24 protein-coding genes and 5 pseudogenes are annotated in these 26,977 nt (G+C 72.4%); 11 read left to right on the plus strand and 18 right to left on the minus strand.

What is annotated here, in order from left to right; translation table 11 throughout:
• Positions 1 to 355 precede the first annotated feature (355 nt).
• Entirely contained in the window at positions 356 to 1,222 is an 867-nt protein-coding gene (locus BJF79_RS32500; RefSeq protein ID WP_262402870.1) for a GNAT family N-acetyltransferase, read from the minus strand.
• Positions 1,223 to 1,269: 47 nt separating this feature from the next.
• Between BJF79_RS32500 and BJF79_RS32505 the strand changes: the two genes are divergently transcribed.
• Positions 1,270 to 1,806 carry a GNAT family N-acetyltransferase gene (locus BJF79_RS32505; protein ID WP_075903199.1) on the plus strand — a complete coding sequence of 179 codons (537 nt, stop codon included), beginning with the start codon at positions 1,270 to 1,272 and terminating at the stop codon, positions 1,804 to 1,806.
• On the opposite strand, the gene BJF79_RS32510 is transcribed toward BJF79_RS32505, so the two are convergent.
• Complete coding sequence (locus tag BJF79_RS32510) at positions 1,739 to 2,329, minus strand: DUF4126 domain-containing protein (RefSeq protein WP_075903201.1); 591 nt, start codon at positions 2,327 to 2,329, stop codon at positions 1,739 to 1,741. The genes BJF79_RS32505 and BJF79_RS32510 overlap by 68 nt on opposite strands.
• Before the next feature lie 97 nt (positions 2,330 to 2,426).
• Between BJF79_RS32510 and BJF79_RS32515 the strand changes: the two genes are divergently transcribed.
• Entirely contained in the window at positions 2,427 to 3,473 is a 1,047-nt protein-coding gene (locus tag BJF79_RS32515) for an SGNH/GDSL hydrolase family protein (RefSeq protein WP_075903203.1), read from the plus strand.
• A gap of 144 nt (positions 3,474 to 3,617) precedes the next feature.
• Positions 3,618 to 4,583, plus strand: a complete 966-nt coding sequence (locus BJF79_RS32520) for a CapA family protein (RefSeq protein ID WP_075903205.1) — start codon at positions 3,618 to 3,620, stop codon at positions 4,581 to 4,583.
• 3 nt (positions 4,584 to 4,586) lie between these two features.
• Here the strand turns inward: BJF79_RS32520 and BJF79_RS32525 are convergent, their stop codons facing one another.
• The gene (locus tag BJF79_RS32525; RefSeq protein ID WP_075903207.1) at positions 4,587 to 4,904 is read right to left on the minus strand and encodes a hypothetical protein; all 318 of its coding nucleotides are present in this window, start codon (positions 4,902 to 4,904) and stop codon (positions 4,587 to 4,589) included.
• Between the two features lie 515 nt (positions 4,905 to 5,419).
• Here BJF79_RS32525 and BJF79_RS62620 point away from each other — a divergent pair.
• Both BJF79_RS62620 and BJF79_RS62625 read left to right on the plus strand, forming a co-directional pair.
• Positions 5,420 to 5,809: pseudogene (locus BJF79_RS62620) on the plus strand (AAA family ATPase); the annotation flags it as partial.
• 1,789 nt (positions 5,810 to 7,598) lie between these two features.
• Positions 7,599 to 7,748: a helix-turn-helix domain-containing protein gene (locus BJF79_RS62625; RefSeq protein ID WP_262402878.1), complete on the plus strand. Its 150-nt coding sequence runs from the start codon at positions 7,599 to 7,601 to the stop codon at positions 7,746 to 7,748.
• 19 nt (positions 7,749 to 7,767) lie between these two features.
• On the opposite strand, the gene BJF79_RS32535 is transcribed toward BJF79_RS62625, so the two are convergent.
• Entirely contained in the window at positions 7,768 to 8,169 is a 402-nt protein-coding gene (locus tag BJF79_RS32535; protein WP_262402871.1) for an NUDIX hydrolase, read from the minus strand.
• A gap of 206 nt (positions 8,170 to 8,375) precedes the next feature.
• Between BJF79_RS32535 and BJF79_RS32540 the strand changes: the two genes are divergently transcribed.
• On the plus strand, positions 8,376 to 9,338 hold the full coding sequence (locus BJF79_RS32540) for a cytochrome P450 (RefSeq protein ID WP_262402872.1): 963 nt from the start codon (positions 8,376 to 8,378) through the stop codon (positions 9,336 to 9,338).
• Positions 9,338 to 9,649, plus strand: a complete 312-nt coding sequence (locus BJF79_RS62630; protein ID WP_262402873.1) for a cytochrome P450 — start codon at positions 9,338 to 9,340, stop codon at positions 9,647 to 9,649. The genes BJF79_RS32540 and BJF79_RS62630 overlap by 1 nt, the downstream gene beginning before the upstream one ends.
• A gap of 28 nt (positions 9,650 to 9,677) precedes the next feature.
• On the opposite strand, the pseudogene BJF79_RS32545 reads toward BJF79_RS62630, so the two are convergent.
• The 5 genes and pseudogenes from BJF79_RS32545 to BJF79_RS32560 form a co-directional block, all read right to left on the minus strand.
• A pseudogene (locus tag BJF79_RS32545) lies at positions 9,678 to 10,809 on the minus strand (NAD(P)H-dependent flavin oxidoreductase).
• A gap of 25 nt (positions 10,810 to 10,834) precedes the next feature.
• Positions 10,835 to 10,981, minus strand: coding sequence for an OB-fold domain-containing protein (locus tag BJF79_RS62635; RefSeq protein ID WP_262402874.1), 147 nt, complete (start codon positions 10,979 to 10,981; stop codon positions 10,835 to 10,837).
• A gap of 154 nt (positions 10,982 to 11,135) precedes the next feature.
• Positions 11,136 to 11,240, minus strand: a pseudogene (locus BJF79_RS67535) (hypothetical protein); the annotation flags it as partial.
• Positions 11,241 to 11,243: 3 nt separating this feature from the next.
• Positions 11,244 to 12,410 (minus strand): thiolase family protein, encoded by a 1,167-nt coding sequence (locus BJF79_RS32555; RefSeq protein ID WP_075903209.1) that lies wholly within the window; start codon positions 12,408 to 12,410, stop codon positions 11,244 to 11,246.
• Between the two features lie 45 nt (positions 12,411 to 12,455).
• Complete coding sequence (locus tag BJF79_RS32560; protein ID WP_075903257.1) at positions 12,456 to 13,427, minus strand: GlxA family transcriptional regulator; 972 nt, start codon at positions 13,425 to 13,427, stop codon at positions 12,456 to 12,458.
• Positions 13,428 to 13,528: 101 nt separating this feature from the next.
• On the opposite strand from BJF79_RS32560, the gene BJF79_RS32565 reads away from it, so the two are divergent.
• Positions 13,529 to 14,182, plus strand: a complete 654-nt coding sequence (locus BJF79_RS32565) for an HD domain-containing protein (protein ID WP_075903211.1) — start codon at positions 13,529 to 13,531, stop codon at positions 14,180 to 14,182.
• An 81-nt stretch (positions 14,183 to 14,263) separates the two neighbouring features.
• Here BJF79_RS32565 and ehuA read toward each other — a convergent pair whose 3' ends face one another.
• From ehuA to pip, 9 genes and pseudogenes are all read right to left on the minus strand, one after another.
• Complete coding sequence (gene ehuA / locus BJF79_RS32570; protein WP_262402875.1) at positions 14,264 to 15,217, minus strand: ectoine/hydroxyectoine ABC transporter ATP-binding protein EhuA; 954 nt, start codon at positions 15,215 to 15,217, stop codon at positions 14,264 to 14,266.
• Positions 15,204 to 15,859 (minus strand): annotated as a pseudogene (ehuD, locus tag BJF79_RS32575) (ectoine/hydroxyectoine ABC transporter permease subunit EhuD). Before ehuD ends, ehuA begins: the two are co-directional and overlap by 14 nt.
• Positions 15,859 to 16,572: an ectoine/hydroxyectoine ABC transporter permease subunit EhuC gene (gene ehuC, locus BJF79_RS32580; RefSeq protein WP_075903213.1), complete on the minus strand. Its 714-nt coding sequence runs from the start codon at positions 16,570 to 16,572 to the stop codon at positions 15,859 to 15,861. Before ehuC ends, ehuD begins: the two are co-directional and overlap by 1 nt.
• 3 nt (positions 16,573 to 16,575) lie before the next feature.
• Positions 16,576 to 17,463, minus strand: a complete 888-nt coding sequence (gene ehuB, locus BJF79_RS32585; protein WP_075903215.1) for an ectoine/hydroxyectoine ABC transporter substrate-binding protein EhuB — start codon at positions 17,461 to 17,463, stop codon at positions 16,576 to 16,578.
• Positions 17,464 to 17,567: 104 nt separating this feature from the next.
• Positions 17,568 to 18,476 (minus strand): ectoine hydroxylase, encoded by a 909-nt coding sequence (gene thpD / locus BJF79_RS32590; RefSeq protein ID WP_075903217.1) that lies wholly within the window; start codon positions 18,474 to 18,476, stop codon positions 17,568 to 17,570.
• Positions 18,473 to 18,868, minus strand: a complete 396-nt coding sequence (locus BJF79_RS32595; RefSeq protein ID WP_075903219.1) for an ectoine synthase — start codon at positions 18,866 to 18,868, stop codon at positions 18,473 to 18,475. Before BJF79_RS32595 ends, thpD begins: the two co-directional genes overlap by 4 nt.
• Positions 18,869 to 18,964: 96 nt before the next feature.
• Positions 18,965 to 20,227, minus strand: a complete 1,263-nt coding sequence (ectB, locus tag BJF79_RS32600) for a diaminobutyrate--2-oxoglutarate transaminase (protein WP_075903221.1) — start codon at positions 20,225 to 20,227, stop codon at positions 18,965 to 18,967.
• A 52-nt stretch (positions 20,228 to 20,279) separates the two neighbouring features.
• A complete protein-coding gene (gene ectA, locus BJF79_RS32605) occupies positions 20,280 to 20,828 on the minus strand; it encodes a diaminobutyrate acetyltransferase (protein ID WP_075903223.1) in 549 nt (182 codons plus the stop codon).
• A 591-nt stretch (positions 20,829 to 21,419) separates the two neighbouring features.
• Positions 21,420 to 22,388: a prolyl aminopeptidase gene (pip, locus tag BJF79_RS32610; RefSeq protein WP_075903225.1), complete on the minus strand. Its 969-nt coding sequence runs from the start codon at positions 22,386 to 22,388 to the stop codon at positions 21,420 to 21,422.
• Between the two features lie 523 nt (positions 22,389 to 22,911).
• Here pip and BJF79_RS56120 point away from each other — a divergent pair.
• The 3 genes and pseudogenes from BJF79_RS56120 to BJF79_RS32630 all read left to right on the plus strand — a co-directional run bounded on the left by BJF79_RS56120 (position 22,912) and on the right by BJF79_RS32630 (position 26,966).
• Positions 22,912 to 24,321, plus strand: coding sequence for a hypothetical protein (locus BJF79_RS56120; RefSeq protein WP_158079363.1), 1,410 nt, complete (start codon positions 22,912 to 22,914; stop codon positions 24,319 to 24,321).
• Between the two features lie 324 nt (positions 24,322 to 24,645).
• Positions 24,646 to 26,331 (plus strand): annotated as a pseudogene (locus BJF79_RS32625) (CTP synthase).
• Positions 26,328 to 26,966, plus strand: a complete 639-nt coding sequence (locus tag BJF79_RS32630) for an NUDIX domain-containing protein (RefSeq protein ID WP_075903231.1) — start codon at positions 26,328 to 26,330, stop codon at positions 26,964 to 26,966. Before BJF79_RS32625 ends, BJF79_RS32630 begins: the two are co-directional and overlap by 4 nt.
• The last annotated feature ends 11 nt before the right edge of the window (positions 26,967 to 26,977 follow it).

Here is a 26,977-nt window from a genome sequence, read left to right on the forward strand (position 1 = left end):
CATCGCGGTCGAGACCTGGGCCCGCGCGCCGACGCGGACTCCACGGGCCCCGGCTCCCCGGCGGACCTGGCCGTCCGCTGCATGCGCCAATTGACCGCGGGCCTAAACGCCCCCGCCCGCCCTTAGCGACCGCCGCCGGTATGGCGGGCGGCGCCGCCGACGCGGCGCTGGACTCCGTAGGCCCCTGTGCCCCGGCGGATCTGGCCGTCCGCTGCATGCGTGAACTGACCCCGATCCCTGGGTGCGGCGACATGGACGCCACGGGACCCGGGCCCTCGGCCGCCGTCTGCCGCGTGCGTGATGGGGGTGCAGCTTGCCCGGTCGGACGGTCGGGGCGAGGGGCGGTCCGTCTTGGTCAGGTGGGGGTGAAGGCGAGGAGGGTGCGGTCTTCGACGGGGCGGTAGCCCAGGCGCCGGTAGATGGCGTTGCTCGTGGGGTTGGCGAGGTCGGTGAACAGGACGACCTCGCGTGCGCCCGCGTCCAGGGCGGAGCGGGTCACGGCGGCGGTGACGGCGGCGCCGTAGCCGTGGCGGCGGTGCTCCGGGGGTGTGTAGACCGGCGCGACGCGGGCCGTCCCGGCGACGATCCGGGTGCGGGCGGCCATTGCGACCGGGGTCCCGTCGAGGTCCCACAGGGCGAGGCCGCCGGTGGCGATGCGGTCGTCGACGGTCGCCGGGCTCACGGGCGCGTGCTCCTCGTCCGACTCGCTGAACGCGATGAACCACTTGAGGACGGCGTCGCGGTCGGCGGTGGTCGCGATGCGGGCCGCGCCGGGCGGGAGCGGGTCGGGGGCGGCGAGGGTGCCGAGGCGGACGAGGCGCTGGCGCATCGAAACGCGGGTGGTGCCGCCAGTCCGGTGCCGCCACGCGTCCGCGAACGCCTCGGCCGTCTCGGGGGCGGCGTGCACGCCCGGGACGTCGCCGTGCAGGGCGTCCGCGAGTTCGCGGGCCGCGTCCGGTGGGCAGCCCAGCAGCGGGGGGCGCGGCGGCGTCCAGATCGCGACGCCCGCGACGCGGTCGCCCCGGGTCCAATGCCCGAACAGGACGTCCTCCCGGTCGGCGGGGTCCTGGGCGCGCATGGTCGCGGTCACCGTGAGGGTCACCGTGTGGACGGCGGGGTCGGCGTGCATGAAGGTTCCGGCGTCGGCGAGGAAGGATTCGAGGTCGCGTGTCAACGTCCAGCCCATCGGGTCAGTCTGGACGACGCCGCGTGTCCGGCGCACGCGGATATTCGATCGTCCGTCGTCCGCGGGAGCCCTACGATCGCGCCATGGACTTCGAGGTGCGGGTTGCGCGTGACGCCGATCTGGCGGTCCTGCCGGAGATCGAGCGGGCCGCGGACGGGCTGTTCCGGCCGTTCGGCATCGTGTTCCCGCCCGGCCCCACCGTGATCGAGGAGCTGATCGGGACGGACGCCGGCATCCTCGTGGCGGGCGACCCGCCGGTGGCGTTCGCCGCGGTCCGCGACGTCGACGGGGCGGCGCACCTGGAGCAGATCGCCGTCCGCGCCGATCTCACCGGGCGGGGCATCGGCGTCCCGCTGCTGGCGGCCGTCCGGACGCGCGCGGCCGGGTCGCCGGGCGTGAGCCTGCTGACGTTCCGGGACGTCCCGTGGAACATGCCCTGGTACGAGCGGCACGGGTTCGCCGAGCTGCCGGAGGCGCGCTGGGGGCCGGGCCTGCGGGCGCACTGGGACGCCGAGGTCGCGGCGGGCCTGCACCGGCTGGGCCCGCGCGTCGTCATGTGGGCGCCGACCGACCGGCCCGGCGCTTGCGGCGCAGCAGCCGGTACCCCGTCCCCAGGGTGAGCAGGATGAGGAGCAGTGCGATCACCGGTGCCAGGATCGCCGCCAGGCTCATGCCGACCGACGCGGTGTCCTCCGCGGTGCTGACGACCGGCGCGCCGACGCCGAACGTCCCGGCGTCGATCAGCGGACGCGCCGTCGCCTTGACCGCGTGCACCGCCAGCGCCACCGCGATGCCGAGCACCCAGCCGATCCAGCCGTGCTCCCGCATGAACGACGAAGCCTGCCCGTCCAGCCGCTCCGCCGCGTCGGTGGCGGCGAAGACCGCTCCGCCCGCCGCCGGACGGACGAGCGTCTGCACGGCGTCGTTCACGGTGTCGACCGCGGGGATCTTGTCCAGGACGACTTCGGCGGCCAGCAGGATCGTGAGGCCCGCCAGCACCCAGCCGTTCGTCAGCCATCCGAACTCGGCGGGCATCCGGACGAGGTCGGTGAAGCGGGCCAGGAACCCGACGACGAGCATCGGGATGTAGGCGTTCAACCCGGCGGCGGTCGACAGGCCGAGGCCGGTCAGTGTCGCGAGCATCGTCCGGAGTCCCCCGTATCGTTGTTGTCCTAGGACGCGGGTCGCCCCCGCCCGGGTTCCCGGGCGGCGCGCCCGGCACAACAGGACAGGGGGGACGATGGCGAGCCCGGGGGCGTGGTTGCGCGGTCTGCGGGGCCGGCTCGGCGATCGGACGTTCTCCGCGGCCGCTCTGGTCGCGCTGCTGGCCCTGGCGGTCGTCCCGCTGGTGGCATTGCCCGCGGTCCGGTGCGAGGTTTTCGGCGCCGGCTGCCGGGAGCCGGTACCGGACATGCGGGCCGACCCGGTCGTGGCGAAGAAGCGGGCCGTGCCTCCGGTCCAGGCGGCCACCCGGGGCAGGTACGTGGCGCTGGGCGATTCCTACTCGTCCGGGCTCGGCGCCGAGCGGACCATCACCGACCGCAATCCGCTGAACCGCTGCCACCGGACGTCCGAGGCGTACTACCACGGGGTCGCCGCGGCGTTCGAGTTCGCCCGGGGCAGCGCGTTCTGGGCGTGTTCCGGGGCCACCACCGCGGACGTGCTGGACGGCAAGGGCGGCGAGCGCCCGCAGATCGACCGGATCGGCGGCGACACCAGCCTGATCACCATGAGCATCGGCGGCAACGACGTGGGCTTCTCCAAGATCCTCGCGGGGTGCGTGGTGAAGCTGCCGTGGAGCGACGCCTGCACCGAGCAGGGTGTCGACATCGCGTCGCGGATGGCGGAGCTCCGCCAGGAGCTGCCCGCTCTGATCGGCGGGCTCCGGGAGCGGGCGCCCCGGGCGCGGATCGTCCTGATGGGCTACCCGAAGGCGTTCTCGGAGGTGGCGGGCGCGGGCGGCGACAACATCACGGTCGCCGACCAGCGGTGGCTGAACGCCCGTACGTACGAGCTGAGCCGGCTGATCGAGCAGACGGCCGCCGAGCTAGACGCGGGGATCGCGGCGACGGGCGCGCCCGGCAGCGTCGAGTTCGTGGACGCCTACGGCGCGTTCGCCGGGCACGAGGCGGGCAGCCGCGACCCGTTCATGAACGGGCTCACCGTCGACCTGTCCGCGTTCAAGGCCGAGCCGCGCAGCTTCCACCCGACCGTGAAGGGCCACGACGCCCTCGCGCGGCTGTTCGTCGAGCAGATCAAGAAGGGCCCCGGCCGCCCCCTCGCCTGAGGCGCGCGGCCGCCGGGGAGGGCGGCTTCTGCCTCCTCGCCGACGACATGGCGGAATGGATCGGCGCCCGCTAACCCGAGACCGTCCCCTCGCACCATGTGACGCCGTCGGGCAAACCGGGCACAAGGGACTGAGGGGGTTCCGATGTCCGTCACGCTCGTGCTCGCCGGAGACACGATGCTGGGCCGGGGCGTCGCCGAACGCGTCGCCGCCGACCCGGACGGCCTGTTCTCCGCCGGGGTGCGCGACGCCGTCGCCGAAGCCGACCTCGCCGTCCTCAACCTCGAATGCTGCGTCTCCGACCGCGGACGGCGGTGGGACCCGGTCGGCAAGGCGTTCCACTTCCGCGCGCCGCCGCCCGCCGCCGGCGTGCTCGCCGGTCTCGGCGTCGACTGCGTCACCCTCGCCAACAACCACGCCCTCGACTACGGCCCCGACGCCCTGGCCGACACCCTCGACCACCTGGCCGCCGCGGGCGTCCGGACCGTCGGGGCCGGGCGGAACCCGGAGGAGGCGTACGCACCGGCCGTCCTGGAAGCGGGCGGCGTTCGCCTGGCGATCGTCGGCGTCACCGACCACCCCGCCGACTTCGCCGCCGCGCCCGGCCGTGCGGGCGTCGCCCACGCCGACCTGGAGACCGGCGTGCCCGCCCGCCTCCTCGACCGCATACGGGACCTGCGCGCCGCCTGCGACGCCGTCGTCGTCACCCCGCACTGGGGCCCGAACATGACCTCGGAGCCGCTCCCGTACGTCCGGCGGGCCGCGCGGGCGTTCCTGGACGCCGGGGCCACGCTGGTCGCCGGGCACTCCGCCCACGTCTTCCACGGCGTCGCCGGTCCGGTCCTGTTCGATCTCGGCGACTTCATCGACGACTACGCCGTGGACGACGTCCTGCGCAACGACCTCGGGCTCCTCTTCCGCGTCACCCTGGACGACCGCGGCCCGGTCCGCGTGGACGCGATCCCCGTCCGCCTCGACTACGCCCGCACCCGTCTCGCCGAGGGCACCGACCGCGCCTGGATCACGAGCCGCCTCACCGCCGCCTGCGCGGCCTTCGGCACCGGGGTCGCCCCCGGCGAAGGCGGCCGCCTGACGGTCACGCCCGGCTGACGATCACTCCCCGGCGTCCCCCGAGGGGCCGAGGATCACCGGGTCCAGGGGCCACGGCCCTTCTACCGTGACCTCGCCGGACGCCGGGTCGTGCGCCCCCTCGGCGACGAGACCGCCGTAGCGGTACGCCGCCTGCCGCGCCAGATCGACACGGACGGCCCAGACCGCGCCGCGGGCGCCGGGCCCCGCGCTCCGCAAGGCCCGCGCGAGGTCCTCCATCGCCCGCCGCCGGTCCCGGCTGATGCCCACCGGGCCCGTGCCGGGTACGTCCGGGCCCCGGACGTCCCAGCTGTACAGATACTCGCCGCTCCAGGCGTCCATCCGGCCCCCTCGTCGCCCGCGCCGTCCGCCTCCCCGTGCCCTGTCCCGGGCCGGCCGGGGTCCCCACCGGTTCCCCGGCCGCCGACCGGTGGACCGCGCGGGAACACCGGTGGGCGGCCGGCGGGAACCCGCGTCGCGGGGGCACGAAGATCTCGATCTCGTGCCTCCCGCCCCCGGGAGGGGGCGCTCCCCGGGCCCCTCTTGCTGGGGGACGGCCCGGGTTCCGGCCGGCCGACGCTCATCCTGCCGAGACGGCGGCGCGGGCGCATCGGTAGGGGAACCGATCGGCGTACCGAACTTCGGCGGCGGGCGGCGGCGTCCGTACGGCGCGGCCCGTACCGAGAGCCCGCCGGTTCCGCGCTCGGTACGGCGGGAAACCCGTGACGCTGTCCGGAACCGGCCCGGCCGGTGCCGCACCGGCTCGGCGGATCGTGGTCGCGATCCGTGAGGAAGTCACTACAATTCAGCTGACTCCGCGAGCCGGGCTCCCGGCGGAAGCTGACCTGGAGGCGGCAATGACGCTTGCTACCGCGCTGGAACGACAGACGGGACGGCTTCCTGCGGAGCTCACCAGCTTCGTCGGCCGGAAGGCGGAGCTGCGGGAGATCCCGCGGCTGCTCGCCGAGCATCGCCTGGTTACGCTGACCGGGCCGGGCGGCGTCGGCAAGACGAGGCTCGCCGTGCGCGCGGCGGCCGAGCTGCGCGGCAGCTTCGCCGAGGGCGTGTTCTTCGTCGCCCTCTCCGGGCTGACCGAGCCGACGCTGCTCCCGCAGGCGGTCTGCGACGCGCTGGGGGTGGGCGAACGCACCGGCGACGCGGTCGACCGGCTCGCCGACCACCTCGCCGACCGCCGCCTGCTGCTCGTGCTCGACACCTGCGAGCATCTGGTCGACGAATGCGCGATGCTGACCGAGGCCCTGCTGCGGACCGCCCCCGGGCTCCGCGTCCTGGCGACCACCCGCCAGATCCTCGACATCATGGGCGAGTACATCTTCATGGTCGCGCCGCTCGACCGGCCCGGGAACTCCCTGGACGGCCCGGACGCCCTCGACTGCGACTCCGTCAGGCTCTTCGCCGAACGCGCGGCCGCGACCGTCCAGGGCTGGACGCTCGACGACGGCGACCGCGCGGCGGTCGTGCGGCTGTGCGACCGCCTCGACGGCATCCCGCTGGCGATCGAGCTCGCCGCCGTCCAGCTCCGGGCGTTCTCTCCCGACCAGGTGCTCGGCAGGCTCGGCACGCACATGTTCCGGGCGCGCGGCAGGCGCGCCGGCCTCGGCCGCCACCAGACGCTGCACGCCGCGGTCGACTGGAGCCACGAACTCTGCTCGGACGAGGAACGGCGGCTGTGGGCGCGGCTGTCGGTGTTCGCCGGGGACTTCGACCTGGAGGGCGTCGAGCACGTCTGCGCCGACGGCCCGGACGGCGCCGAACCCGCGCCCGAGCGCATCGTCGAGGTGCTGACGGGGCTGCTGGAGAAGTCGATCGTGCACCGTGCCGACCGCGGCGACCGCGTCCGCTACCGGATGCTGGACACGCTGCGCGAGTACGGCGCCGAACGCCTCGCGGCGGCGGGCGAGCAGGACCGGGTCCGGCGGCGCTGCTTCGAGTGGTACGCGCGGCGGCTCCGCCGCGCCCGCCTGGAACTGAACACCTCCGCGCAGGTGCAGTGGCTGGAATGGTTCGGCCTCGAACGCGCCAACATCTGCGGTGTGCTCGGCCACATCCTGGCGACGGCGGAGCCGCACGCGATCCGGGACGTCATGGCCGCCCTCGGCCGCCTCTGGGCGCTGCAGGGGGTGATGGGCGAGGCCCGCTACTGGATGGACCGCCTGCTGGCGGCCCGCGACACCACGGCGCCGGGCTGGGCGGGTTTCCTGTCGATCGCCGCCCTGACCATGACGCTCCAGGACGACATCGGCACGGCGGGCGGCCTGCTGGAACGGGCGGTGCTGCAGGCTCGCGCGGACGACGATCGGAACACCCTCGTCGAGGCGATCGCGGGCCAAGGAATCGCGGCCCTGTTCGCGGGCGACCACGACCTCGCGCTGGAGCGGCTCGGCACCGCCGCGGAGCTGTACCGCGACACCGACTACGACGACGTCGTGCCCATGCTCGTCGAGGTGTTCCGCGGTCTGGCGCACATGTTCGAGAACCGGCTCGGTCCGGCCGCCGAGCACGCCGGGCTGGCGGCACGGGTCGCCGCGGAGCGCGGGGAACTGTGGGTGCGCTCCTACGGCATGCTGGTCGGCGGGATCGCGCTGTGGCTGGCCGGTGACCTGGACGCCGCGCTGGCGCGGCTGCGTGCCGCGCTGCGGACCAAGCGCGACCTCGACGACGAGCTCGGCATCACGCTGGGGCTGGAGGCGATCGCGGGCTGCCTGTGCAGCGGCGGCGAGCACGCCCGCGCCGCGCGGCTCCTCGGCACCTCCGACCGGATGCGGGAGTTCACCCAGACGGCGTGGTTCGGGCCCCAGCACGCCGCGCTGCGCGACAACCACATCGCCTTGGCGAAGCAGGCCCTCGGGGACGAACGGTACGAGGCGGCGTTCGCGGAGGGGGCGCGGCTGCCGAGCGCCTACGCCGTCGAGGACGCGCTCGACGAGACCCCGTCACCCGGTCCGCGCGCGGACGGGCCCGCCGCGGCCGCCGCCGCGCCCGCTCACCGAGCGCGAACTGCAGGTCGCCGCGCTGGTGGCCGAAGGGCTCTCCAACCGCGACATCGCCGAACGGCTGACGATCGCCAAACGCACCGCCGACTCGCACGTCGAGCACATCCTCGCCAAGCTCGGCCACACCTCCCGCGCGCAGATCGCCGCCTGGATCACCGCGCGCGACGGCTGAGACCGTCCGGGACGCCCGGTCAGTGCAGGTCGCCGTCCTCGTGCAGGCGGTCGAAGATGATCTGGTCGACGGGTGACACCCGGTCGCGGTCGCGGTAGGACAGCCAGCCGACCTCCTCGATCTCGTTGCGCGGGACGGGCGTCCCCCGGTGGTCGGCGGTGTAGCAGGTCATCCGGACGGTGACGCCGCACGCGTGCCCGTGCGCCTGCGCCCGGAACGTACCGAAGTGCCGGACGGTGTCGGGTTCGATGGCGACGTCGAGTTCCTCCTCGATCTCCCGGACGAGCGTGTCGAGGTCGGTCTCGCCGGGCTCGCGCTTGCCGCCGGGAAGGTAGTAGACGTCTTTGCCGCGCGATCGGGTGCTGAGCACCTTGCCACCGTCCAGGTGGATCCACGCGATCTTGTCGATGGTCTTGATCAATCCTGCTTCCCCCGTCGGTCGCCGTTCGCCCCGTTTTCGCCCCCGTCCCCCATCATTGCAATTCTCAAGGGACGGCGGTGTCTTTTTTACTCATTCGCCTCACGTAACCTGACCGCAAAGATTCCCCCTGACCAGCGGAAACCCCCGGTGCTCGGCAAGTGGAAGGCGCTGAGCAGCTGCACTGCAGACCCCCGATGGAGGCCCCCATGTGCAACTCCTACGAGCCTGATCTCTTCTCGGACGAGTCCCTCGTCGACGACCCGCATCCGTACTTCGACCGGCTGCGCGGGGAGTGCCCGGTAAAGATCGAGCCGCACCACGGCGTGGCCGCGGTGACCGGCTACGACGACGCCGTCGCGGTCTTCCGGGACCACGCGGCCTACTCGTCGATCAACGCGGTGACCGGGCCGTTCCCGAGCCTGCCGTTCGAGCCGGAGGGCGACGACATCGGGGCGCTGATCGAGAAGTACCGCGATCACTTCCCGATGAACGAACACCTGGTGACCCTCGACCGGCCGCAGCACACCGCGCACCGGGAGCTGCTGAAGAAGCTGCTGACGCCGCGGCGGCTGCAGGAGAACGAGGCGTTCATGCGGCGCCTGGCCGACCGCCAGATCGACGAGTTCCTCGGGCGCGGCCGGTGCGAGCTGATGAGCGAGTACGCCAAGCCGTTCTCGCTGCTGGTCATCGCGGACCTGCTGGGCGTCCCGGAGGAGGACCACCGGAGTTTCCGGGCGCAGCTGGCGTCCGGGTCGGCTCCGCTGGAGAACGGCGAGGTGCCCATCGCCAACCCGCTGGAGTTTCTGGAGGAGCGGTTCACCGGCTACGTCGAGGACCGCCGCCGCGAGCCGCGCGGCGATGTGCTGACCTCGCTGGCCACGGCCCGCTTCCCCGACGGCACGCTTCCGGAGGTGGCCGACGTGGTCCGGGTCGCGTGCTTCCTGTTCGCGGCCGGGCAGGACACCACGGCCCGCCTGCTGACCTCGGCGTTCCGGATCATCGCCGAGCGGCCCGACCTGCAGCGGCTGCTGCGGGACGAGCGCGGGCGCGTCCCCGCGTTCGTCGAGGAGACGCTGCGGATGGAGAGCCCGGTCAAGAGCGACTTCCGGCTCGCCCGCACGGCCACGACGCTCGGCGGGGTCGACGTCGCCCCCGGGGGACCACGGTGATGGTGCTCAACGGCGCGGTGAACCGCGACCCGGAGCGGTTCGAGTGCCCGCACGAGTTCCGCGTCGACCGTCCCAACGTGCGCGAGCACCTGGCGTTCGGGCGCGGCATCCACTCCTGCCCCGGCGGGCCCCTCGCCCGCATCGAGGCCCGCGTCAGCATCGAACGGCTCCTGGAGCGCACGGGCGGCATCACGCTCGACGAGGCCGAGCACGGCCCGTCCGGCGAGCGCCGCTTCTCCTACGAGCCGACCTACATCCTGCGCGGCCTCAACGAGCTGCACCTGGAGTTCGCGCCGGTCGCGGACGCCTGATCGCGGCGGCCCCGGGAGGGGCCGCCGGTCAGTCCGCGGTGATCTCGTTCAGCCGTTCCACGGCGTCCGCGAACTCCTGCACCATGTCGTAGACGACCTGGCGGGCGGGCTTGACGGTGTTCATCAGGCCGACGCACTGGCCGACGAAGTAGCTCGCCAGCTGCCGCGCGCCCGGGTTCCCGGACTCGGCGACCTTGTTGATCTGCCGCATGGCGCCCTCGGCGACGATCATCTGCAGCGGCATGCCGAGCGCCGGGGCTCGCGGGGCCCTCCCACTCGTCCGTCCAGGCGGAGCGGAGCTGCCGGGCGGGCTTGCCGGTGCGCGACCGGGACCGGATCGTGTCGCGGGACGTCGCGGCGAGCAGCTTCTCCTTGACCTGGGGCGGGGTCTCGGCCTCCTCGGTGGTGAGCCAGACCGAGCCGCACCAGACGCCGGACGCGCCGAGGGCCAGGGACGCGGCCATCTGGCGGCCGGTCGCGATGCCGCCCGCCGCGAGGACGGGCACCGGTGCGACGGTGTCGACGATCTCGGGGACCAGGACCATCGTGGAGATCTCGCCGGTGTGCCCGCCGGCCTCGCCGCCCTGCGCGACGATGAGGTCGGCGCCCTCGGCGACCTGCCGGCGGGCGTGCTCGGCGGTGCCGACGAGCGCGGCGACGGGGACGCCCGCGGCGCGGGCCTTCTCCACCATCAGCGGCGGGGGAGTGCCGAGCGCGCTCGCGATGAGCCCGATCGGGTGCGCGAGCGACACGTCGATCAGCTCGGTGGCGCCCTTCTTCGTCACCTGCGGGCCGCCGGGCGAGTTCGCCCGCTTGGCCTTCTCGAAGTCGGGCAGCGGGACGTCGTACTTCTCGAACAGCCCGGCGAGGAACGTCCAGTGCTCCTCGGAGACCGTGGCGAGCATGGCGCCGAGGCCGCCGCCCCGCTCGGCCGATTCGTCGATCTTGGCGGGGACGAGGACGTCCACGCCGTACGGCCGCCCGTCGACGTGGTCGTCGATCCAGCGGAGTTCCTCCTCCAGCCGGTCGGGCGTGTAGGCGACCGCACCGAGGACACCGAAGCCGCCCGCGTTGGTGACGGCGGCGACGACGTCCCGGCAGTGGCTGAACGCGAACAGCGGAAACTCGATGCCGAACCGGCGGCAGACCTCGGTGTTCATACCGCGAACGCTACTGGACCGAACGTCATTCGGTCCAGTGCCGGAACAGCAGGTACGGCTCGCCCTCGTCCGGGTGCGCGAACACCGCGCGCAGCGGCAGGCCCTCGCGCAGCGCCGCACGGTCGACGCCGTCCAGCCGGGCGTGCAGCCACGGCCCCTCGGCCAGTTCCACCAGTGCGAGGAACGCCCGGGGGCGGGACGGCGCCGTCCGCGGCCGGGCGCCCGTGCGTGATCGTCCACGTGACGAGCGACGCCGCGCCGCTCGCGTCCGCCCAGTCGAGCCCGGTCGTCCCGCAGCCGGGGCAGTCGCCCGCGTCGGGGGCCAGCCACCGGTCGCAGGCCGCGCAGTGCTTGATCACGAGCCGGTCGGCGGCGGCGCCGTCGAAGAACGGGTCGGTGCGGCCGTCGCGCCGCAGAACGCCGATGTCCATCGGTCAGACTCCCTTCGGGTGCGGGCTGACGATCAGCGTGGAGTGGTGGTCGAGGATCCCGCCGTTCCCGCTGACCAGGATGACCTCGTTGGACGGCGCCTGCCGGTCGCCGCCGTCCCCGCGGGCCTGGATCACGGCCTCCGACAGCGGCGTCATGCCCCACATGTAGTACCCCGACAGCTGCCCGCCGCCGGTGTTGGTCGGCAGCGCCCCGCCGGGGCCGAGGGCGCCGGACGCGGCGAACGCGCCGCCCTCGCCCTTCGCGCAGAACCCGTAGTCCTCCAGCGACACCAGGACCGTGTACGTGTAGCAGTCGTACAGCTCGCACATGGTGACGTCCGACGCGGTGACGCCCGCCATCTTCATCGCGGTCGCCCCGGACACGGCGGCGCCGGTGGTGAGGCCCCACTCGCTGCCGCGCTCCTTGGGCAGCCCCGGGTGGCCCTGCCCCCACCCCCACAGATGGACGGGCGGACGCGCGAGGTCGCGGGCCCGTTCGGCGGACGTGACGATCACCGCGATCGCGCCGTTGGACACCAGGCAGCAGTCCAGCAGGTGCAGCGGCTCGGCGACCCAGCGCGAGTTCTGGTGGTCGTCCAGGGTGATCGGGTCGCGCATCTGCGCGAGCGGGTTGCGGGCCGCCCACTCGCGGGTGGCGACGGCGATCGCGCCGAGCTGCTCGCTGGTGGTGCCGTAGCGGGCCATGTGCCGCTGCGCGGCGAGCGCGTAGAACGCGTTCACGCTGCGCAGCCCGAGCGCGGCCGTCATCCCGCCGAACCCGTACCACTCGCGGGCGTCGCGGTGGTAGGCCGCACCGGACGACTGCTTCGGCTTGAGCGGCGCGTCCGCGAACACGCACGCCACCGCGGACGCGGCGCCGCTGCGCACCGACATCGCCGCGTAGGAGATCATCGCCCCGGCGGTGGCGCCGAAGGAGTTCATCTGCGTGAGCAGCCGCAGCTCGCGCATCCCGAGCGTGTCGGCCAGCTCGATGCCGGGGGAGCCCCCCAGCCCGTGGCTGACGATCAGCCCGTCCACCTCGCCCGGCGCGAGCCCCGCGTCGGCCGCGGCGAGCCGCACCGCGTCCGCCGCGAACCGGCGCGGGCTGCGTCCGTACACCTTGCCCAGCTCGGTCATGCCGAGCCCTGCGATCGCCGTGCCGTCACCCATCGGTCGTGCATCCCTCCCGCGTGTCCATCCGGCCACGGTACCGAATCACGTTCGGTGCACATCCGGAGGGGCGGCGCGGAACGCGCCCCGGTACGCCTGCGGGGACGCGCCGACCCGGCGCGCGAAGTGGGCCCGCAGCGTCACCGCCGACCCGTACCCGCACTCGGCGGCGACCCGCTCGACCGGCAGGTCGGTGGTCTCCAGCAACTGCTGGGCGCGGCGCACCCGGGCGTCCGCCAGCCAGCGCAGCGGCGTCGTGCCGGTCTGCTCCCGGAACCGGCGGCTCAGCGTCCGGACGCTGACCGACGCCCGCCGCGCGATGTCGTCGAGGGTGACCGGCCGGTGCAGGCCGGACTCCAGCCACGCCAGCAGGGGCTGCAGCGCGACGCCGCCGTCCGCGGGGTCCGGATGCCGGATGAACTGCGCCTGCCCGCCGTCGCGCTGCGGCGGCATGATGATCCGGCGCGCGGTCCGCGCGGCGGTCGCGGCGCCGTGGTCCCGCCGGACGATGTGCAGGCACAGGTCGACCCCGGCGGCGACCCCCGCCGAGGTCAGCACGGCGCCCTCGTCGACGAACAGCACCGACGGGTCCACGTCGATCTCCGGATGCCGCCGGGCCAGCCGCCGCGCGTACATCCAGTGGGTGGTCGCGCGCCGCCCGTCCAGCAGCCCGGCCGCCGCCAGCACGAACGCGCCGACGCAGATGGACGCGACGCGCGCGCCCCGCGCGGACGCGGCGCGCAACTCGTCCAGCACCGGTCCGGTCGCGGCGGACGGATCGTCGTGGCCGGGGACCACGATCGTGTCGGCGCCCGCGAGCGCGTCGAGCCCGAACGGGGCCTCCACCCGCATCCGGCCGAGCGCCCCGGCCGTCACCGCGCCGCCCGTCCCGGCGCACACGCGCACCTCGTACAGGGGGACGCCCCGGTCGGTTGTGGTGGCGCCGAACACCTGGCCGGGAACGGCGAGGTCGAACGGCACGACGCCGTCCAGCGCGAGGACGGCGACGATGTGCATGGCCGAAACGTAGCGCACATCGGCAGAACGGTCACTGGCAGGCGGCGGGCGGACGGCGGACGATCGATGCCGTTCACCGATCGACCGACAGGGAGACCGACATGGCCGACTTCTTCGCCGACTTCGACGCCCCCGACACCGACCTGACCCGCAAGGCGTACGACTTCGTCTGCACGACCGGGACCGCCGCGCTCGCCGGGCACAGCGCCCGGACCTACCTGTTCGGCCGGGCGCTGGGGGAGGGACGGGGGCTGCGGCCGGGCGCCGACTACGACGACGAGGCGCTCCTCCTGGCCTGCCTGCTGCACGACCTCGGCCTCACCGAAGGCGGGGACGGCGGCGAGCGGTTCGAGGTGGACGGCGCCGACTACGCCGCGGCGTTCCTGCGCGACAACGGGCTCGACGAGGAGCGGATCCGGGTCGTGTGGGAGGCGATCGCCCTGCACACCAGCCTGGGGATCGCGCACCGGATGCGTCCGGAGATCGCCCTCACCCACGCCGGATCCGGCGCCGACGTCGTCGCGTTCGGCGCGGACGCCCTCCCCGGCGGCATCGCCGACCGGGCGCACGCGGCGTTCCCGCGGCTGGACGCGGGCCGGGAACTCACCGACGCGATCATCGGGCAGATCGCCCGGAAGCCGGGCAAGGCCCCGCTCGGGTCGTTCCCCGCCGCGATGGCGGACCAGGCCGGTGCCGGCGTGCCCGCGCCGCAGTGGGCCGACCTCGTCGCGCGGGCATGGAAGAACACGGTCTGACGGAGGCGGGCGGGGCGTGAACGCGTTCGCCCGCGCCCCCGGAAAAGGGGCGCGGGCGAACGCGGCCGAGCGGCGGGCGGGTCAGGAGGCCAGGACGGCCTGCAGGAAGTCGCGCGTGCGCTGCTCGGTGGGCTCGCCGAAGATCTGGTCCGGCGGGCCCTCCTCGACGATCTGGCCCTGGTCGAACATCAGGACCCGGTTCGAGATGTCCCGGGCGAAGTGCATCTCGTGCGTGACGCACAGCATCGTCAGGTCGCTCTCGCGGGCGATGTCGCGCAGCAGGTCCTGGACGCCGACGACGAGCTCGGGGTCGAGCGCCGAGGTGACCTCGTCCAGCAGCAGCACCTTGGGCTGCATCGCGAGCGCGCGCGCGATCGCGACCCGCTGCTGCTGGCCGCCCGACAGCCTGCTCGGGTGGGCGTTCTCCTTGTCGGCCAGCCCGACCATGTCCAGCAGCTCGCGGGCCCGCGCGACGGCCTCGTCCTTGGAGACCCCCAGCACGCGGACCGGCCCCTCGGTGAGGTTGCGCAGCACGTTCATGTTGGGGAACAGGTTGAACTGCTGGAACACCATGCCGACCTGCTTGCGCATCTCGTGCAGGTGCTTCTCGTTGGCCGCGACGAGCTTGCCGCCCTTGTCCATGTGCCAGAGCGTGTTGTCGCCGATCCAGATGACGCCCTCGTTGAGCTTCTCGAGCGTCATCAGCAGCCGCAGGATCGTGGTCTTGCCCGACCCGGACGGCCCGATGAGCGTCACGCGCTCGCCGGGCCGCACCGTGAAGTCGAGCTCGCGGAGCACGACATTGCTGCCGAACCGCTTGACCACCTTCTCGAAACGGATGCCCGGAGCGCCGCTCTGCGGCAGGTGCGCGGCGGTCTCGGCCGCGCCGCCCTTGCGGACGTCGCCCGTGGGCGCGCCGCCCTTCGTCGCGTCGCTCTTCGTCGCGTCGCTCTTCGTCGCGTCACCCTTCGCCGTCGAGACGCCCTCGGTCTCGGCGGGCTTCGGGTCTTCCGGTGCGGTGTCAGTTGGTGGCATAACGCCTCTCCAGGCGGCGGACGATGATCGAGGAGATCACGCTGACCAGGACGAAGATCAGCCCGGCGACGGTCAGCGGCTCCAGGTAGCGAAGGGTCTTGGCGCCCTCGTCGAACGCGACGAAGAGCACCTCGTGGACGCTGATCGCCAGCAGCATCGGGGTGTCCTTGAACGTCGCGATCAGGTAGTTGCCGAGGGTCGGGATGACCCGGCGGATCGCCTGCGGCAGGATCACGTCCAGCCACACCCGCGACCTCGGCAGGTTGAGCGCGGTACAGGCCTCCCACTGCCCCTTCGGGATGTCGGCGATGCCCGCCCGGTACACCTCCGCCGTGTAGGTGGAGTAGTGCACGCCCAACGTGATGATCCCGGCGGTGAGCGACTCCAGCGTCAGGCCCCAGTCGGGGAAGACGAAGTAGACGAAGAACAACTGCGGGATCAGAGGCGTGGACCGGATGAACTCGGTGACCCACCGGACCGTCTGCCGGACGACCACGTTGGGCGCCCGCCGCAGCAGCGTCCACACCAGCCCGAGGACGAGGCGATCGCGTAGGCGATCAGCGTCGCCAGGACGGTGACGCGCAGGCCTTCGAGGAGGGCCGGGAGAACGTCCCAGGCGTACCCGGTGTCCCATTGCACCATCAGCCGGACACCCCCGCTCCGGGCGCGCCCGCCGCGACGGACTTCAGCGACGGCTCGTGGCCGCCCCGGCGGCCGAGCATCCGGTCGACGCGCCGTTCGGCGTAGCGGACGAACAGCTGCAGGATCTGCGCGATCACGAAGTAGAACACCAGGACGACGGCGAAGACCGTGACGGTCTCACCCAGGCTGCTCTGCAGGTTCTTCGACACCCGGGTCAGGTCGACCAGGCCGATCAGGGAGACGATGGCCGTCGCCTTCATCAGCTCGATGAGCAGGTTGCCGAACGGCGGCAGCATGAGCGCGACGCCCTGCGGCAGCAGCACGAACCGCATGCGCTGCAGGGGCGTGAAGTTCATCGCGACCGCGGCCTCGTACTGGGCCTTGGGCACGGCGTTGATCGCGCCGCGCACCACCTCCGCCCCGTACGCTCCGACGTTCAACCCGAGGGCGAGCACCGCCGCGACGAGCGAGGTGAACCGGAAGCCGACGAGCGGCAGCGCGTAGAAGAACCAGTAGAGCAGCACCAGCGCCGGGGTCCCGCGGAAGAACTCGACGTAGACGCGGTTCAGCGCGCGGACCCACCTGAGGCGCGAGGTGCCCGCCAGGCCGAAGCCCAGGGCGAGCACCAGCGCCAGCAGGGCGCCCAGGATGGTGAGCTCGATCGTCGTCCACGCGCCCTCCAGCCACTGGTCGTTGCTGAGGACCTCGGACACGGATCAGCCCTTGCAGAACTTGGCGGCGGTGTCGTCCGCGCCGGGCATCTCCGCCTCGGTGAAGCCGAACGGCTGCAGGATCGGCAGCAGCTTCTCGCCGTCCTTCAGCTTCTTCAGCTCGCCGTTGAAAGCGGTCAGCAGCTCGGTGTCGGCCTTGCGGAACCCGAACGCGCCCGCACCGAACTGCTCCTTGCCGTCGATGACGGGGGTGAAGGCGTCGGTGACCTCGTACCCCTCGCCCTCGTGCTTGGACAGCAGGTCGGCCAGCGAGATGCGGGTCAGCCAGATGGCGTCGATCCGGCCGGACTTCAGGCCCGAGAACGCGCTCGCCTGGTCGGGGAAGGTCTGGATGTCCTTCACGCCGAGGCTCTTGGCGTAGCCCTGCTCGACGGCACCGGTCAGGACGCCGACCTTGGCGCCCTTGGCGGCGAGGGTCTTGCCGTCGGTGAGGCCGTCCGGGTTGCCCTCCTTGACCATGAGGGCGCTCTTGGCGACGTACTCGGGGTCGGAGAACGCCACGGACTGGCAGCGCTCGGGAATGACGAACATTCCGGCTGCGATGACGTCGAAACGCTTGGCGTTCAGGCCGCCGATCAGGCCGCCGAAGTCGACCTGGACTCCCTCCATCTCATCGATGCCGAGATTCTTGAAGATGACGCGGGCGAGTTCGGGGGCCTCACCGGTCAGCTTCCCGGAGCTGTCGGTGAAGCCGTACGGGGCCTCGTTGGCGAAGCCGACCTTGATCTTGCCGGCGTCCTTCGCCTTCTGGAGGGTGCCGCCGCCGCTGACCTCGGTCTCCGGGTCCGTCGTGGAGCAACCCGCCGCGGCGAGGGGCACCGCGGCGGACAGCAGAACGGCGGACCGGAGGAAATCGCGTCGTGAGGAAGTCATCGTTGAACTCCTGCTTTTCGGGGGGTTGTGACGTCGCGCCCGCGGAGACGATATGCCTCCGCGGGCGCGACAGTCTTGGTCGGGTTATTGAATTGTTACGCCCATCAGTCGCGAACGGGGGTGAAGTCGCGGGCGCCGATGAACGAGGGGCGGGGCGAAGGCGCCGAGAACGGGTCGGCGCACGTGTTCTCCACGCTGTTGAACACGATGAACACGTTGGAGCGCGGGAAGGGGGTGATGTTCCCGTTCGAGCCGTGCATGCAGTTGCAGTCGAACATGGTCGCCGAGCCGGCGGTGCCCGTGAACAGTTCGATGCCGTGCTTGTCGGCCAGGATGGAGAGGCTGGCCGAGTCGGGGGTGCCGATCTCCTGACTGCGCAGGGACTCCTTGTAGTGGTCGGCGGGAGTCTCCCCGACGGCCGCCACGAACGTCTTGTGCGAGCCGGGCATGATCATGAGGGCGCCGTTGTGCACGAAGTTCTCGGTCAGCGCGATGGAGATGCTCACCGCGCGCATCCGAGGCATGCCGTCCTCCGCGTGCCAGGTCTCGAAGTCAGAGTGCCAGTAGAAGTCCTTACCAGTGAACCCTGGCTTGTAGTTGACCCGGCTCTGGTGAACGTAAACGTCCGAGCCGAGGATTTGCCGGGCCCGGCCAACGACGCGCGGGTCCTTGACGAGCGCGTTGAAGACCTCGCTGATCTTGTGGACCTCGAAGATGGACCGGACCTCGTTCGAGCCGCGCTCGGTGACCGTGCGCTCGTCGGCCAGGATCCGCGGGTCGGCGGACAGCCGGCGCAGCTCGGCGCGGTAGTCCTCGACCTCCTCCGGCGCGAGCAGCTGGTCGACGCTCAGGAACCCGTTGGCCTCGAAGGAGTCGAGGGTCGCCTCATCGATGGGACCCTCGCCGGGACTGCCGTAGACGACCGGGTCCTGGCGATACAGGAGCGCGGCCTCGGTCCCCTTGCGGGTCGGGTAGGCGTCGTCGATGGTCGGATGCGATTCGATGATGCTCATGCGTCCTCCTCTGTGAGCAGCGGGTAGACCCCGTTCTCGTCATGCACCTCCCGCCCGGTCACGGGCGGGTTGAACACGCAGACCGTCTTGACGTCGGTGTGCGCCCGCAGAGTGTGGTGGTCGTGCTCGTTGAGCAGGTACATGACGCCGGGCTCGATACGGTGCGTCTCACCGTTCTCGTGGTTGATCAGCTCCCCTTGGCCCTCGATGCAGTAGACGGCCTCGATGTGGTTCGCGTACCACATCTTGGTTTCGGTCCCGGCGTACAGGACGGTCTCGTGCATCGAGAATCCGACGCCGTCCTTGGCCAGCACGAACCGGCGGCTGTGCCACGTGGGCGCCTGAACATCGCGCTCGGTGCCGATGATCTCCTTCAGGGAACGAACGATCATGAATCTCCTCTTTCGATCTGTGGGGTCGCGGTCGGTGCCGACCCCGGCGGGCCCGTTCGGGGAGGGCCCGCCGGACCCCCTTGCGGGACGGTCGGGTCAGACCGTCACGGTCGAGCGGACGGCCTCGACGGAGTCGGCGATGATCTCCAGGCCGCGGCCGAGCTCGGTGTCGGTCACGGTGAGCGGCGGCAGCAGCTTGACCACCTCGCCCTCCGGACCGGACGTCTCCATCAGCAGCCCGCGCTTGAACGCCTCGTTGCAGACCTTCGGCGCGATCTCCGGGTCCTTCATGACCAGGCCCCAGGCCAGGCCGCGGCCGCGGACCGAGTCGACGGCGCCGGCGTGCGACAGCGCGATCTCCTCCAGGGCCGTCTGGACCTGCTGGCCCTTGGCGAGGGTCTGCTTCTCCATGCCCTCGCCGGTCCAGTAGTCCTCCAGGGCGCCGACGGCGGTGACGAACGCGGGGTTGAAGCCGCGGAACGTCCCGTTGTGCTCGCCGGGCTCCCAGACGTCCAGCTCGCGCTTCATGAGGGTCACCGCGAACGGCAGCCCGTAGCCGCTGAGCGACTTGGACAGGCAGACGATGTCCGGGGTGATCCCGGCCTCCTCGAAGGAGAAGAACGGGCCGGTGCGGCCGCAGCCCATCTGCACGTCGTCGACGATCAGGAGGATCTCGTGGCGGTGGCACAGGTCCTGCAGGCCGCGCAGCCACTCGGCGGTGGCGACGTTGATGCCGCCCTCGCCCTGGACCGTCTCGACGATCACCGCGGCGGGCTTGTCGAGGCCGCTGCCGCTGTCGTCCAGCATCGTGTCGAACAGCAGGAAGTCGGGCGTTCGGCCGTCGAGGTAGTTGTCGTAGGGCATGGCGACGCCGTGCCCCAGCGGTACCCCGGCGCCGGTGCGCTTCATCGAGTTGCCGGTGACCGCCAGCGCCCCGAGCGTCATGCCGTGGAAGGCGTTGGTGAAGCTGACGACGGTCTCGCGGCCGGTGTACTTGCGGGCGAGCTTGAGCGCGGCCTCGACCGAGTTGTTGCCCGCCGGGCCGGGGAACTGGATCTTGTAGTCCAGGCCGCGCGGGGACAGCACGAACTCGTTGAAGCGTTCCAGGAAGTCCCGCTTGGCCGTGGTGTACATGTCGAGACTGTGGACGACGGCGTCGCTCGCCAGGTAGTCCATGAGCCGGCGTTTCAGCTGCGGGTTGTTGTGCCCGTAGTTCAGGGTGCCGGCACCGGCGAAGAAATCGAGGTAGGTGCGACCGTTCTCATCGGTCATATGGCTGCCCTGCGCGCTGGTGAACACCGTGGGCCAGCCCCTGCAGTAGCCGCGGACTTCCGATTCCATGCGGGCGAAAGTGTCCATGATCTGCCTCCGGCAGGTTGGGATGGAGTGAGGGCGAATGTTGAATCGTGCGTCAGTCGACGGTGGCGATGGGGCCGATCCGGAAGAGCACCTCGGGCTCGTGTCCCCCCTCGGGGAAGTGCTCCGCGCCGAACAGCGGGCTGCGGACCAGTTCGCATCCCCGGGCCCGTGCGAACGACTCGAACATCGCGGTGGACGCGGCGTTGTCCGGGGTGACGGTGGCCTCCATGTACCGGTGGCCGCGGGCGGCGAGACGGTCGGCGAGGTCGTCGAGCATGCGGCGGGCCAGGCCCTGCCCGCGATGGTCGTGGTCGACGGCGACCTGCCAGACGAAGAACGTGTCGGCGCTGGACGGGCGGGTGTACCCGGTGATGAAGCCGCAGGGAACGCCGGCGTCGCTGGCGACGACGGAAGTGTCGGCGAAGTCGCGGCACCAGAGCGTGTAGCTGTACGGCGAGTTGACGTCCAGGACCTTGGAGTCCCGCGCGAGCCGCCACATCTCGGCGCCGTCGGTCAGGCTGGGCTCCTGGAGTCGCACGTCCTCGTTCGTCTCGTTCGCGTCCGGGCGTCGGTTCGGTGTTTCCAGGGGTTGCGCTGCCATGTCCAGGCAACTTAGCGAATCTCGGCCCGTGATCGCAGAGGAATGTTATCTGCGGGATGTTTAGCCCCGGTGCGCACTGGGTATGGTGATACGCTTATCAATTTCGGGGTAATTCAAGTCGGTGCGGCGGTGGTCCGGAACCGCCATTCCCCGCGATACGCAGGAGGTACTGCCGACTTTGCCTCCGGAGGCGTCGATCGCCTTCCTGAACGGAAGCTTAATGTCCTGTCATCGCTTGAAGAGCTGATTTGTGTATCGGTTGTGTGAGGTAAGTCACTCAGATTTAACGTGAACGTCCGGGGTGCGGTGGGCGTCACGTCGGCCGGGCCCGCCGGCGTCGGTATCGCGCCTGGTGGGGCCAACGGGGGAGGTGGCGCCGGCGCGGGTGCTGAGAGGGGCGCCTGCTGTCCGACAAGCCCCCGAAGGGCTTACTTCGGCGCCAGGGTGATCGCACCGCCGGGTAAGGCGATCGGAGGTTTCGGACGGCCCGGGCGCCCGCCGGGCCGGATTCCGGCCGCCGCGCGGCGATCGATCCGGACGGGCTCTCGAGCGGGTTAGGGGCGGCCGCAAACGGGTGCGGGCGCGGGAGGCTCAGCGGGTGCGGGCGAACCGGTCGGTCGCCTCGATGAGGTGATGCAGGATTCCCGGCTCACTGTAGGCGTGCCCGGCGTCGTCCACGATGTGGAAGTCCGCCTCCGGCCACGCGCGGTGCAGATCCCACGCCGTCGCGACCGGCGTGCACACGTCGTAGCGGCCCTGCACGATGACGGCCGGGATGTGCCGGATCTTGTCCACGTCCCGGATCAGCTGGTCCTCCTCGAAGAACCCCTCGTTGACGAAGTAGTGGTTCTCGATCCGGGCGAACGCCACCGCGTAGTCGGGCTCGCCGAAGCCGTCCGCCAGCTCCTCGTCCGGCCGCAGCGTGAGCGTCGATCCCTCCCACGTCGACCAGGCGCGGGCCGCCGCGACCCGCACGTCCCGGTCGGAGGAGTTGAGCCGCTCGTGGAACGCGGAGATGAGGTCCTCGCGCTCGTCCTCGGGGATCGGCTCGACGTACCGCTCCCACAGGTCGGGGAAGATCAGCGACGCGCCCTCCTGGTAGAACCAGTACAGCTCGAACGGCCGCAGCGTGAAGATCCCGCGCAGCACGAGTTCGGTGACGCGGTCCGGGTGCGCCTGCGCGTACGACAGGGCCAGCGCGCTGCCCCAGCTCCCGCCGAAGACCAGCCAGCGGTCGATCCCCAGGTGCTCGCGGAGCCGCTCCATGTCGGCGACCAGGTGCCAGGTGGTGTTCGCCTCCAGCGACACCTCCGGGTCCTTCGCGTGCGGCTCGCTGCGCCCGCAGTTGCGCTGGTCGAACAGCACGATCCGGTACGCCTCGGGATCGAACTGCCGCCGGTGCGCCGGGCCGCACCCGCCGCCCGGGCCGCCGTGCAGCATGACGGCGGGCTTGCCGTCGGGATTGCCGCAGACCTCCCAGTAGACGCGGTTGCCGTCACCGACGTCGAGCAGCCCGGAGTCGTACGGCTCGATCGGCGGGTACAGGGTGCGAAGCTCCATGGTCCCGGATTCTCGCACCCGCGCGCGCCCGCGCGTGCGACCGGCCCGCCCGCCGGAGCGGCGATGCCGGGGCGGTTGCGATGCCTGTGTGCACGTTCGTCCGGTATTTCGGGGGCGCGTCGGGGTGGCGTCCGGGTGTGAGTCATGGCACCGTCCGGGGTAGCCCCAGCGGCCCCGCCGGAGGACGTGATAGAGGGTTGATCAGGCACGCCGCGTGCGTGAACACCGGAGCGGGGCCACGTAACTAAACCCCAAACTGGGCAAACGTTTCGCCGGTCCGGACTAGAGTGCCTTCCGTGAGCGAAGCGACGAGCCTGCGGGCGAGGAGTGAAGCGAGCGCCATGTCCACGGGCGGCCCCGCGCACACGACGTGCACACCAGCCCCGCGAACGCGGCCCCGGGCCGCCAGTCGAGGAGAGCAGTGAGCGAGCTGAACGGATCGGGTGGTTCGCGCGGAGTCCCGGAACCGGGCTCCCCCTGGCCCGCGATGGGACGTGACCCCTCCCGCGGGTCGGACGTCTCCGTGCCTGCCGCCCAGCAGCCGATCCAGATGACCAAGGCCGACCAGCCCGGCGAGACCGCCCGGCCGCCGGAGCCCGAGCAGCCCGAGGCGCAGCCCTGGGACATCGTCGAGCGGCTCCGCCAGATGGCCGACCTCATCGGCGACGCCCTCGCCGCCGGCGAGCGCAAGGTCACCGAGGCGCAGAGCGACGCCGCGTCGCAGGTCTCGGCCGTCCAGGCGGAGAAGGAGTCGGCGCAGCGGGACGCGGCGGCGGCGTGGGGCGAGGTGCAGCGCGCGCGGGGTCAGGCCGAGGAGGCCGACCGCCGCGCGGTCGAGGCCGAACGCAAGATCGCCGAAGCCGAGCGCCGCGCCACCGAGGTGCAGAACGAGGCCGTCGCCCAGATCGCCAACCTCCAGACGGAGAAGGAAGCCGCCCAGCGGGACGCGGCCGCCGCCTGGAACCAGGCCCAGCAGGGACGCGCCCAGGCCGACCAGGCACGCGGACAGGCCGAGCAGGCGAGGGTCCAGGCCGACCAGGCCCGCGCGCAGGCCGAGCAGGCCCGCACCCAGATGGAGCAGGCGCAGGGCCAGGCCGGGCAGGCGCGCGCGCAGGCCGAGCAGGCCGAACGCCGCGTCGCCGAGGCGGAGGCGACCGTCCGGCAGGCCATCCAGCAGCGCGACGCCATGAGCGAGGCCCGCGACGACGCGCTGCGCGCCGTCGAGGACGCCGATCGGCGGCCGCCGCGGCGCCGAGACCGAGCGCGACCGCGCCGCCGAGCAGGCCGCCGAGCTGTCCCGGGCGCTGGAGACCTCGCACGCCGAGCTGACCGCGCTGCGCGCCAAGGTCGCCGACGCGGAGATGACCGCGCAGAACCTGCAGCACGCCGTGGTCGCGGCCGGCAAGGAGGCCGACGAGACCCGCGCCGCGCCGAGACCGCCGAGCGCCGCGCGCAGGAGAACGACCGCCGCGCCCAGGACGCCGAGCGGCGCGCCCAGGAGTCCGAGCGGCGCGCCACCGAGGCGCAGCGCCGCGCCGAGACCGCCGAGGCCGAACGGCAGCAGGCCCTCGACACCGCCGCCCAGTCGCTGGAGGCGGGCAAGAAGGCCGAACGGGAACGCGACGTCGCCGCCAAGGGCCGCGAGGACGCCGAGCGGACCCGCGAGGCGGCCGTCCAGGCGCAGGCCCGCGCCGAGTCGGAGCTCACCCTGGCCCGCGGCCGCGCGACCAGGCCGGTCGGGAGCGCGACAAGGCCGTGGCCGGGATGCGCCAGATGGCCGCCGAACGCGACGCCGTGGCCGAGAAGCTCGCCGAACGCGACCAGTGGGTCGACCAGCTGGCGCAGGCGGTCACCGAGCAGCGCGCCGCGATCGCCGAGCTGTCCCAGGAGCGCGACGCCGCCAAGAACGCCGCCGACCAGGCGCGTTCGCTGATCGACGAGCTGACCCGCCAGCTGCGCACGATCATGCCGACCGCCGCGACTCCGCGCCTCTGAGCGGGCCCCGGCGGGCCCGCCCCGACGGCCGTCCCCGGCGAGGGGGCCGCAGGACGCGACGCGCCGTGCGCCGCCGGGCCCCGCCCGGCGGCGCGGCCGTCCGTCCCATTCGCCCCTGACCAGCGCCGGTGCCGCCACCGGAGGTTCGCCCTCCGGACATCTCACCGGTGCGCGGCTGTTATTCTGGTGGCCCGTGGACAGTGAGCCTTTTCGAGGCTCAACGCGGTATCGTCCGCATCGCAACGACCACGGGAGCGCCTTCTTGCCTTCGGCAGCCACTGGTAGATCACGTCCTACCAAGCATCTCTTCGTCACCGGCGGTGTCGCCTCCAGCCTCGGCAAGGGTCTGACGGCGTCCAGCCTGGGCCGGCTTCTCACCCTCCGCGGCCTGCGGGTCACCATGCAGAAGCTCGACCCCTACCTCAACGTCGACCCCGGCACGATGAACCCGTTCCAGCACGGCGAGGTCTTCGTCACCGACGACGGCGCCGAGACCGACCTCGACATCGGCCACTACGAGCGCTTCCTGGACACCGACCTGCACGGCTCGGCGAACGTCACCACCGGCCAGGTGTACTCGAACGTCATCGCCAAGGAGCGCCGCGGGGAGTACCTTGGCGACACCGTGCAGGTCATCCCGCACATCACCAACGAGATCAAGGACCGCATCCGGGGGATGGCCGTCGACACCGAGGTCGACGTCGTCATCACCGAGGTGGGTCGGCGACATCGAGTCGCAGCCGTTCCTGGAGGCCGTCCGGCAGATCCGGCACGAGATCGGCCGCGAGAACTGCTTCTTCCTGCACGTCTCGCTGCTGCCCTACATCGGCCCGTCCGGCGAGCTGAAGACCAAGCCGACGCAGCACTCGGTGGCCGCGCTGCGCTCCATCGGCATCCAGCCCGACGCGATCGTGTGCCGCTCCGACCGGCCGATCACGACGGGCTCAAGCACAAGATCAGCATGATGTGCGACGTCGACCGCGACGCCGTCGTCTCCGCCGTCGACGCCGCCAGCATCTACGACATCCCGAAGGTGCTGCACTCCGAGGGCCTGGACGCCTACGTCGTCCGCCGCCTCGACCTGCCGTTCCGCGACGTCGACTGGGGCGCGTGGGACGAGCTGCTGCGGCGCGTCCACCGGCCCGCCCACGACGTCACGATCGCCCTCGTCGGCAAGTACATCGACCTGCCCGACGCGTACCTGTCGGTCACCGAGGCGCTGCGGCACGGCGGGTTCGGCAACGACGCCAAGGTCCGCATCCGCTGGGTCAAGAGCGACGACTGCGAGACGCCCGAGGGCGCCAAGCGCGAACTGGACGGCGTCGACGGCGTGCTGATCCCCGGCGGGTTCGGCGTCCGCGGCATCGAGGGCAAGCTCGGCGCCGTCCGGCACGCCCGCGAGAACGGCGTCCCGCTCCTCGGCATCTGCCTCGGCCTGCAGTGCATGGTCATCGAGGCCGCCCGCGACCTCGCCGGGATCCCCGGCGCGGGCAGCGCCGAGTTCGACGCCACCACCGCCGACCCCGTCGTGGCGACCATGGCCGACCAGCTCGACGTCGTCGCGGGCGAGCGCGACATGGGCGGCACGATGCGGCTCGGGCTCTACCCCGCCGACCTCGCCGAGGACTCGATCGTCCGCGACCTGTACGGGGAGTCGAAGGTCTCCGAGCGGCACCGGCACCGCTACGAGGTCAACAACACCTACCGCGACCGGCTGGAGGAGGCCGGGCTGCGGTTCAGCGGCCTGTCGCCCGACGGGCGGCTCGTCGAGTACGTCGAGCTGCCCCGCGACCGGCACCCGTTCTTCGTCGGCACCCAGGCGCACCCCGAGTTCCGGTCCCGGCCCACCCGCCCGCACCCGCTGTTCACCGGCCTGATCGCCGCCGCGATCGGCTACGCCGGGGAGCACGGCCGGGGACGGGCGCCCGGCGCCGTGACCGCGTCATGAGCGGCCTCGGCCCGGACGACGTCCGCGACCGCCCCGAACGCTGGCGCGTCGTCGAGGAGAACGCGGCGTTCAAGGGGCACGTGTTCAACGTCCGCCGCGACCGGGTGGAGATGCCGCGCGGCGACGGCACCGAGGTCGTCGGACGGGACGTGATCGAGCACCTCGGCTCCGTCGGCGTCATCGCCCTCGACGACCGCGACCGCGTCCTGCTCGTGCGCCAGTACCGGCACGCGGTCGGGCGGATGCTGTGGGAGGCGCCCGCCGGGCTGCGCGACGTGGCGGGGGAGCCGCTGCACGAACTCGCGCGGCGCGAACTGCTGGAGGAGGCCGGGTACCGGGCCGAGCGCTGGGACACGCTCGTCGACGTGTACCCCTCGTCCGGCATGTCGGACGAGCGGGTCCGCATCTTCCTCGCCCGCGGCGTCGCCGAGGTCCCCGCCGACGAGATCGACTTCGAGCGGATCCACGAGGAGGCCGACATGCCCGTCGTGTGGGTCCCGCTCGACGAGGCCGTCCGCAAGGTCCTCGCCGGTGACGTGCACAACATGATCGCCACGACCGGCATCCTCGCCGCGCACGCCGCCCGCGCCGCCGGGTTCACGGACCTGCGGCCGGTCGACGCGCCCGAGGGCTGACGCCGGTCGAC

This window comes from Actinomadura sp. CNU-125, from assembly GCF_001942465.1.
Taxonomy (GTDB): Bacteria; Actinomycetota; Actinomycetes; order Streptosporangiales; family Streptosporangiaceae; genus Spirillospora.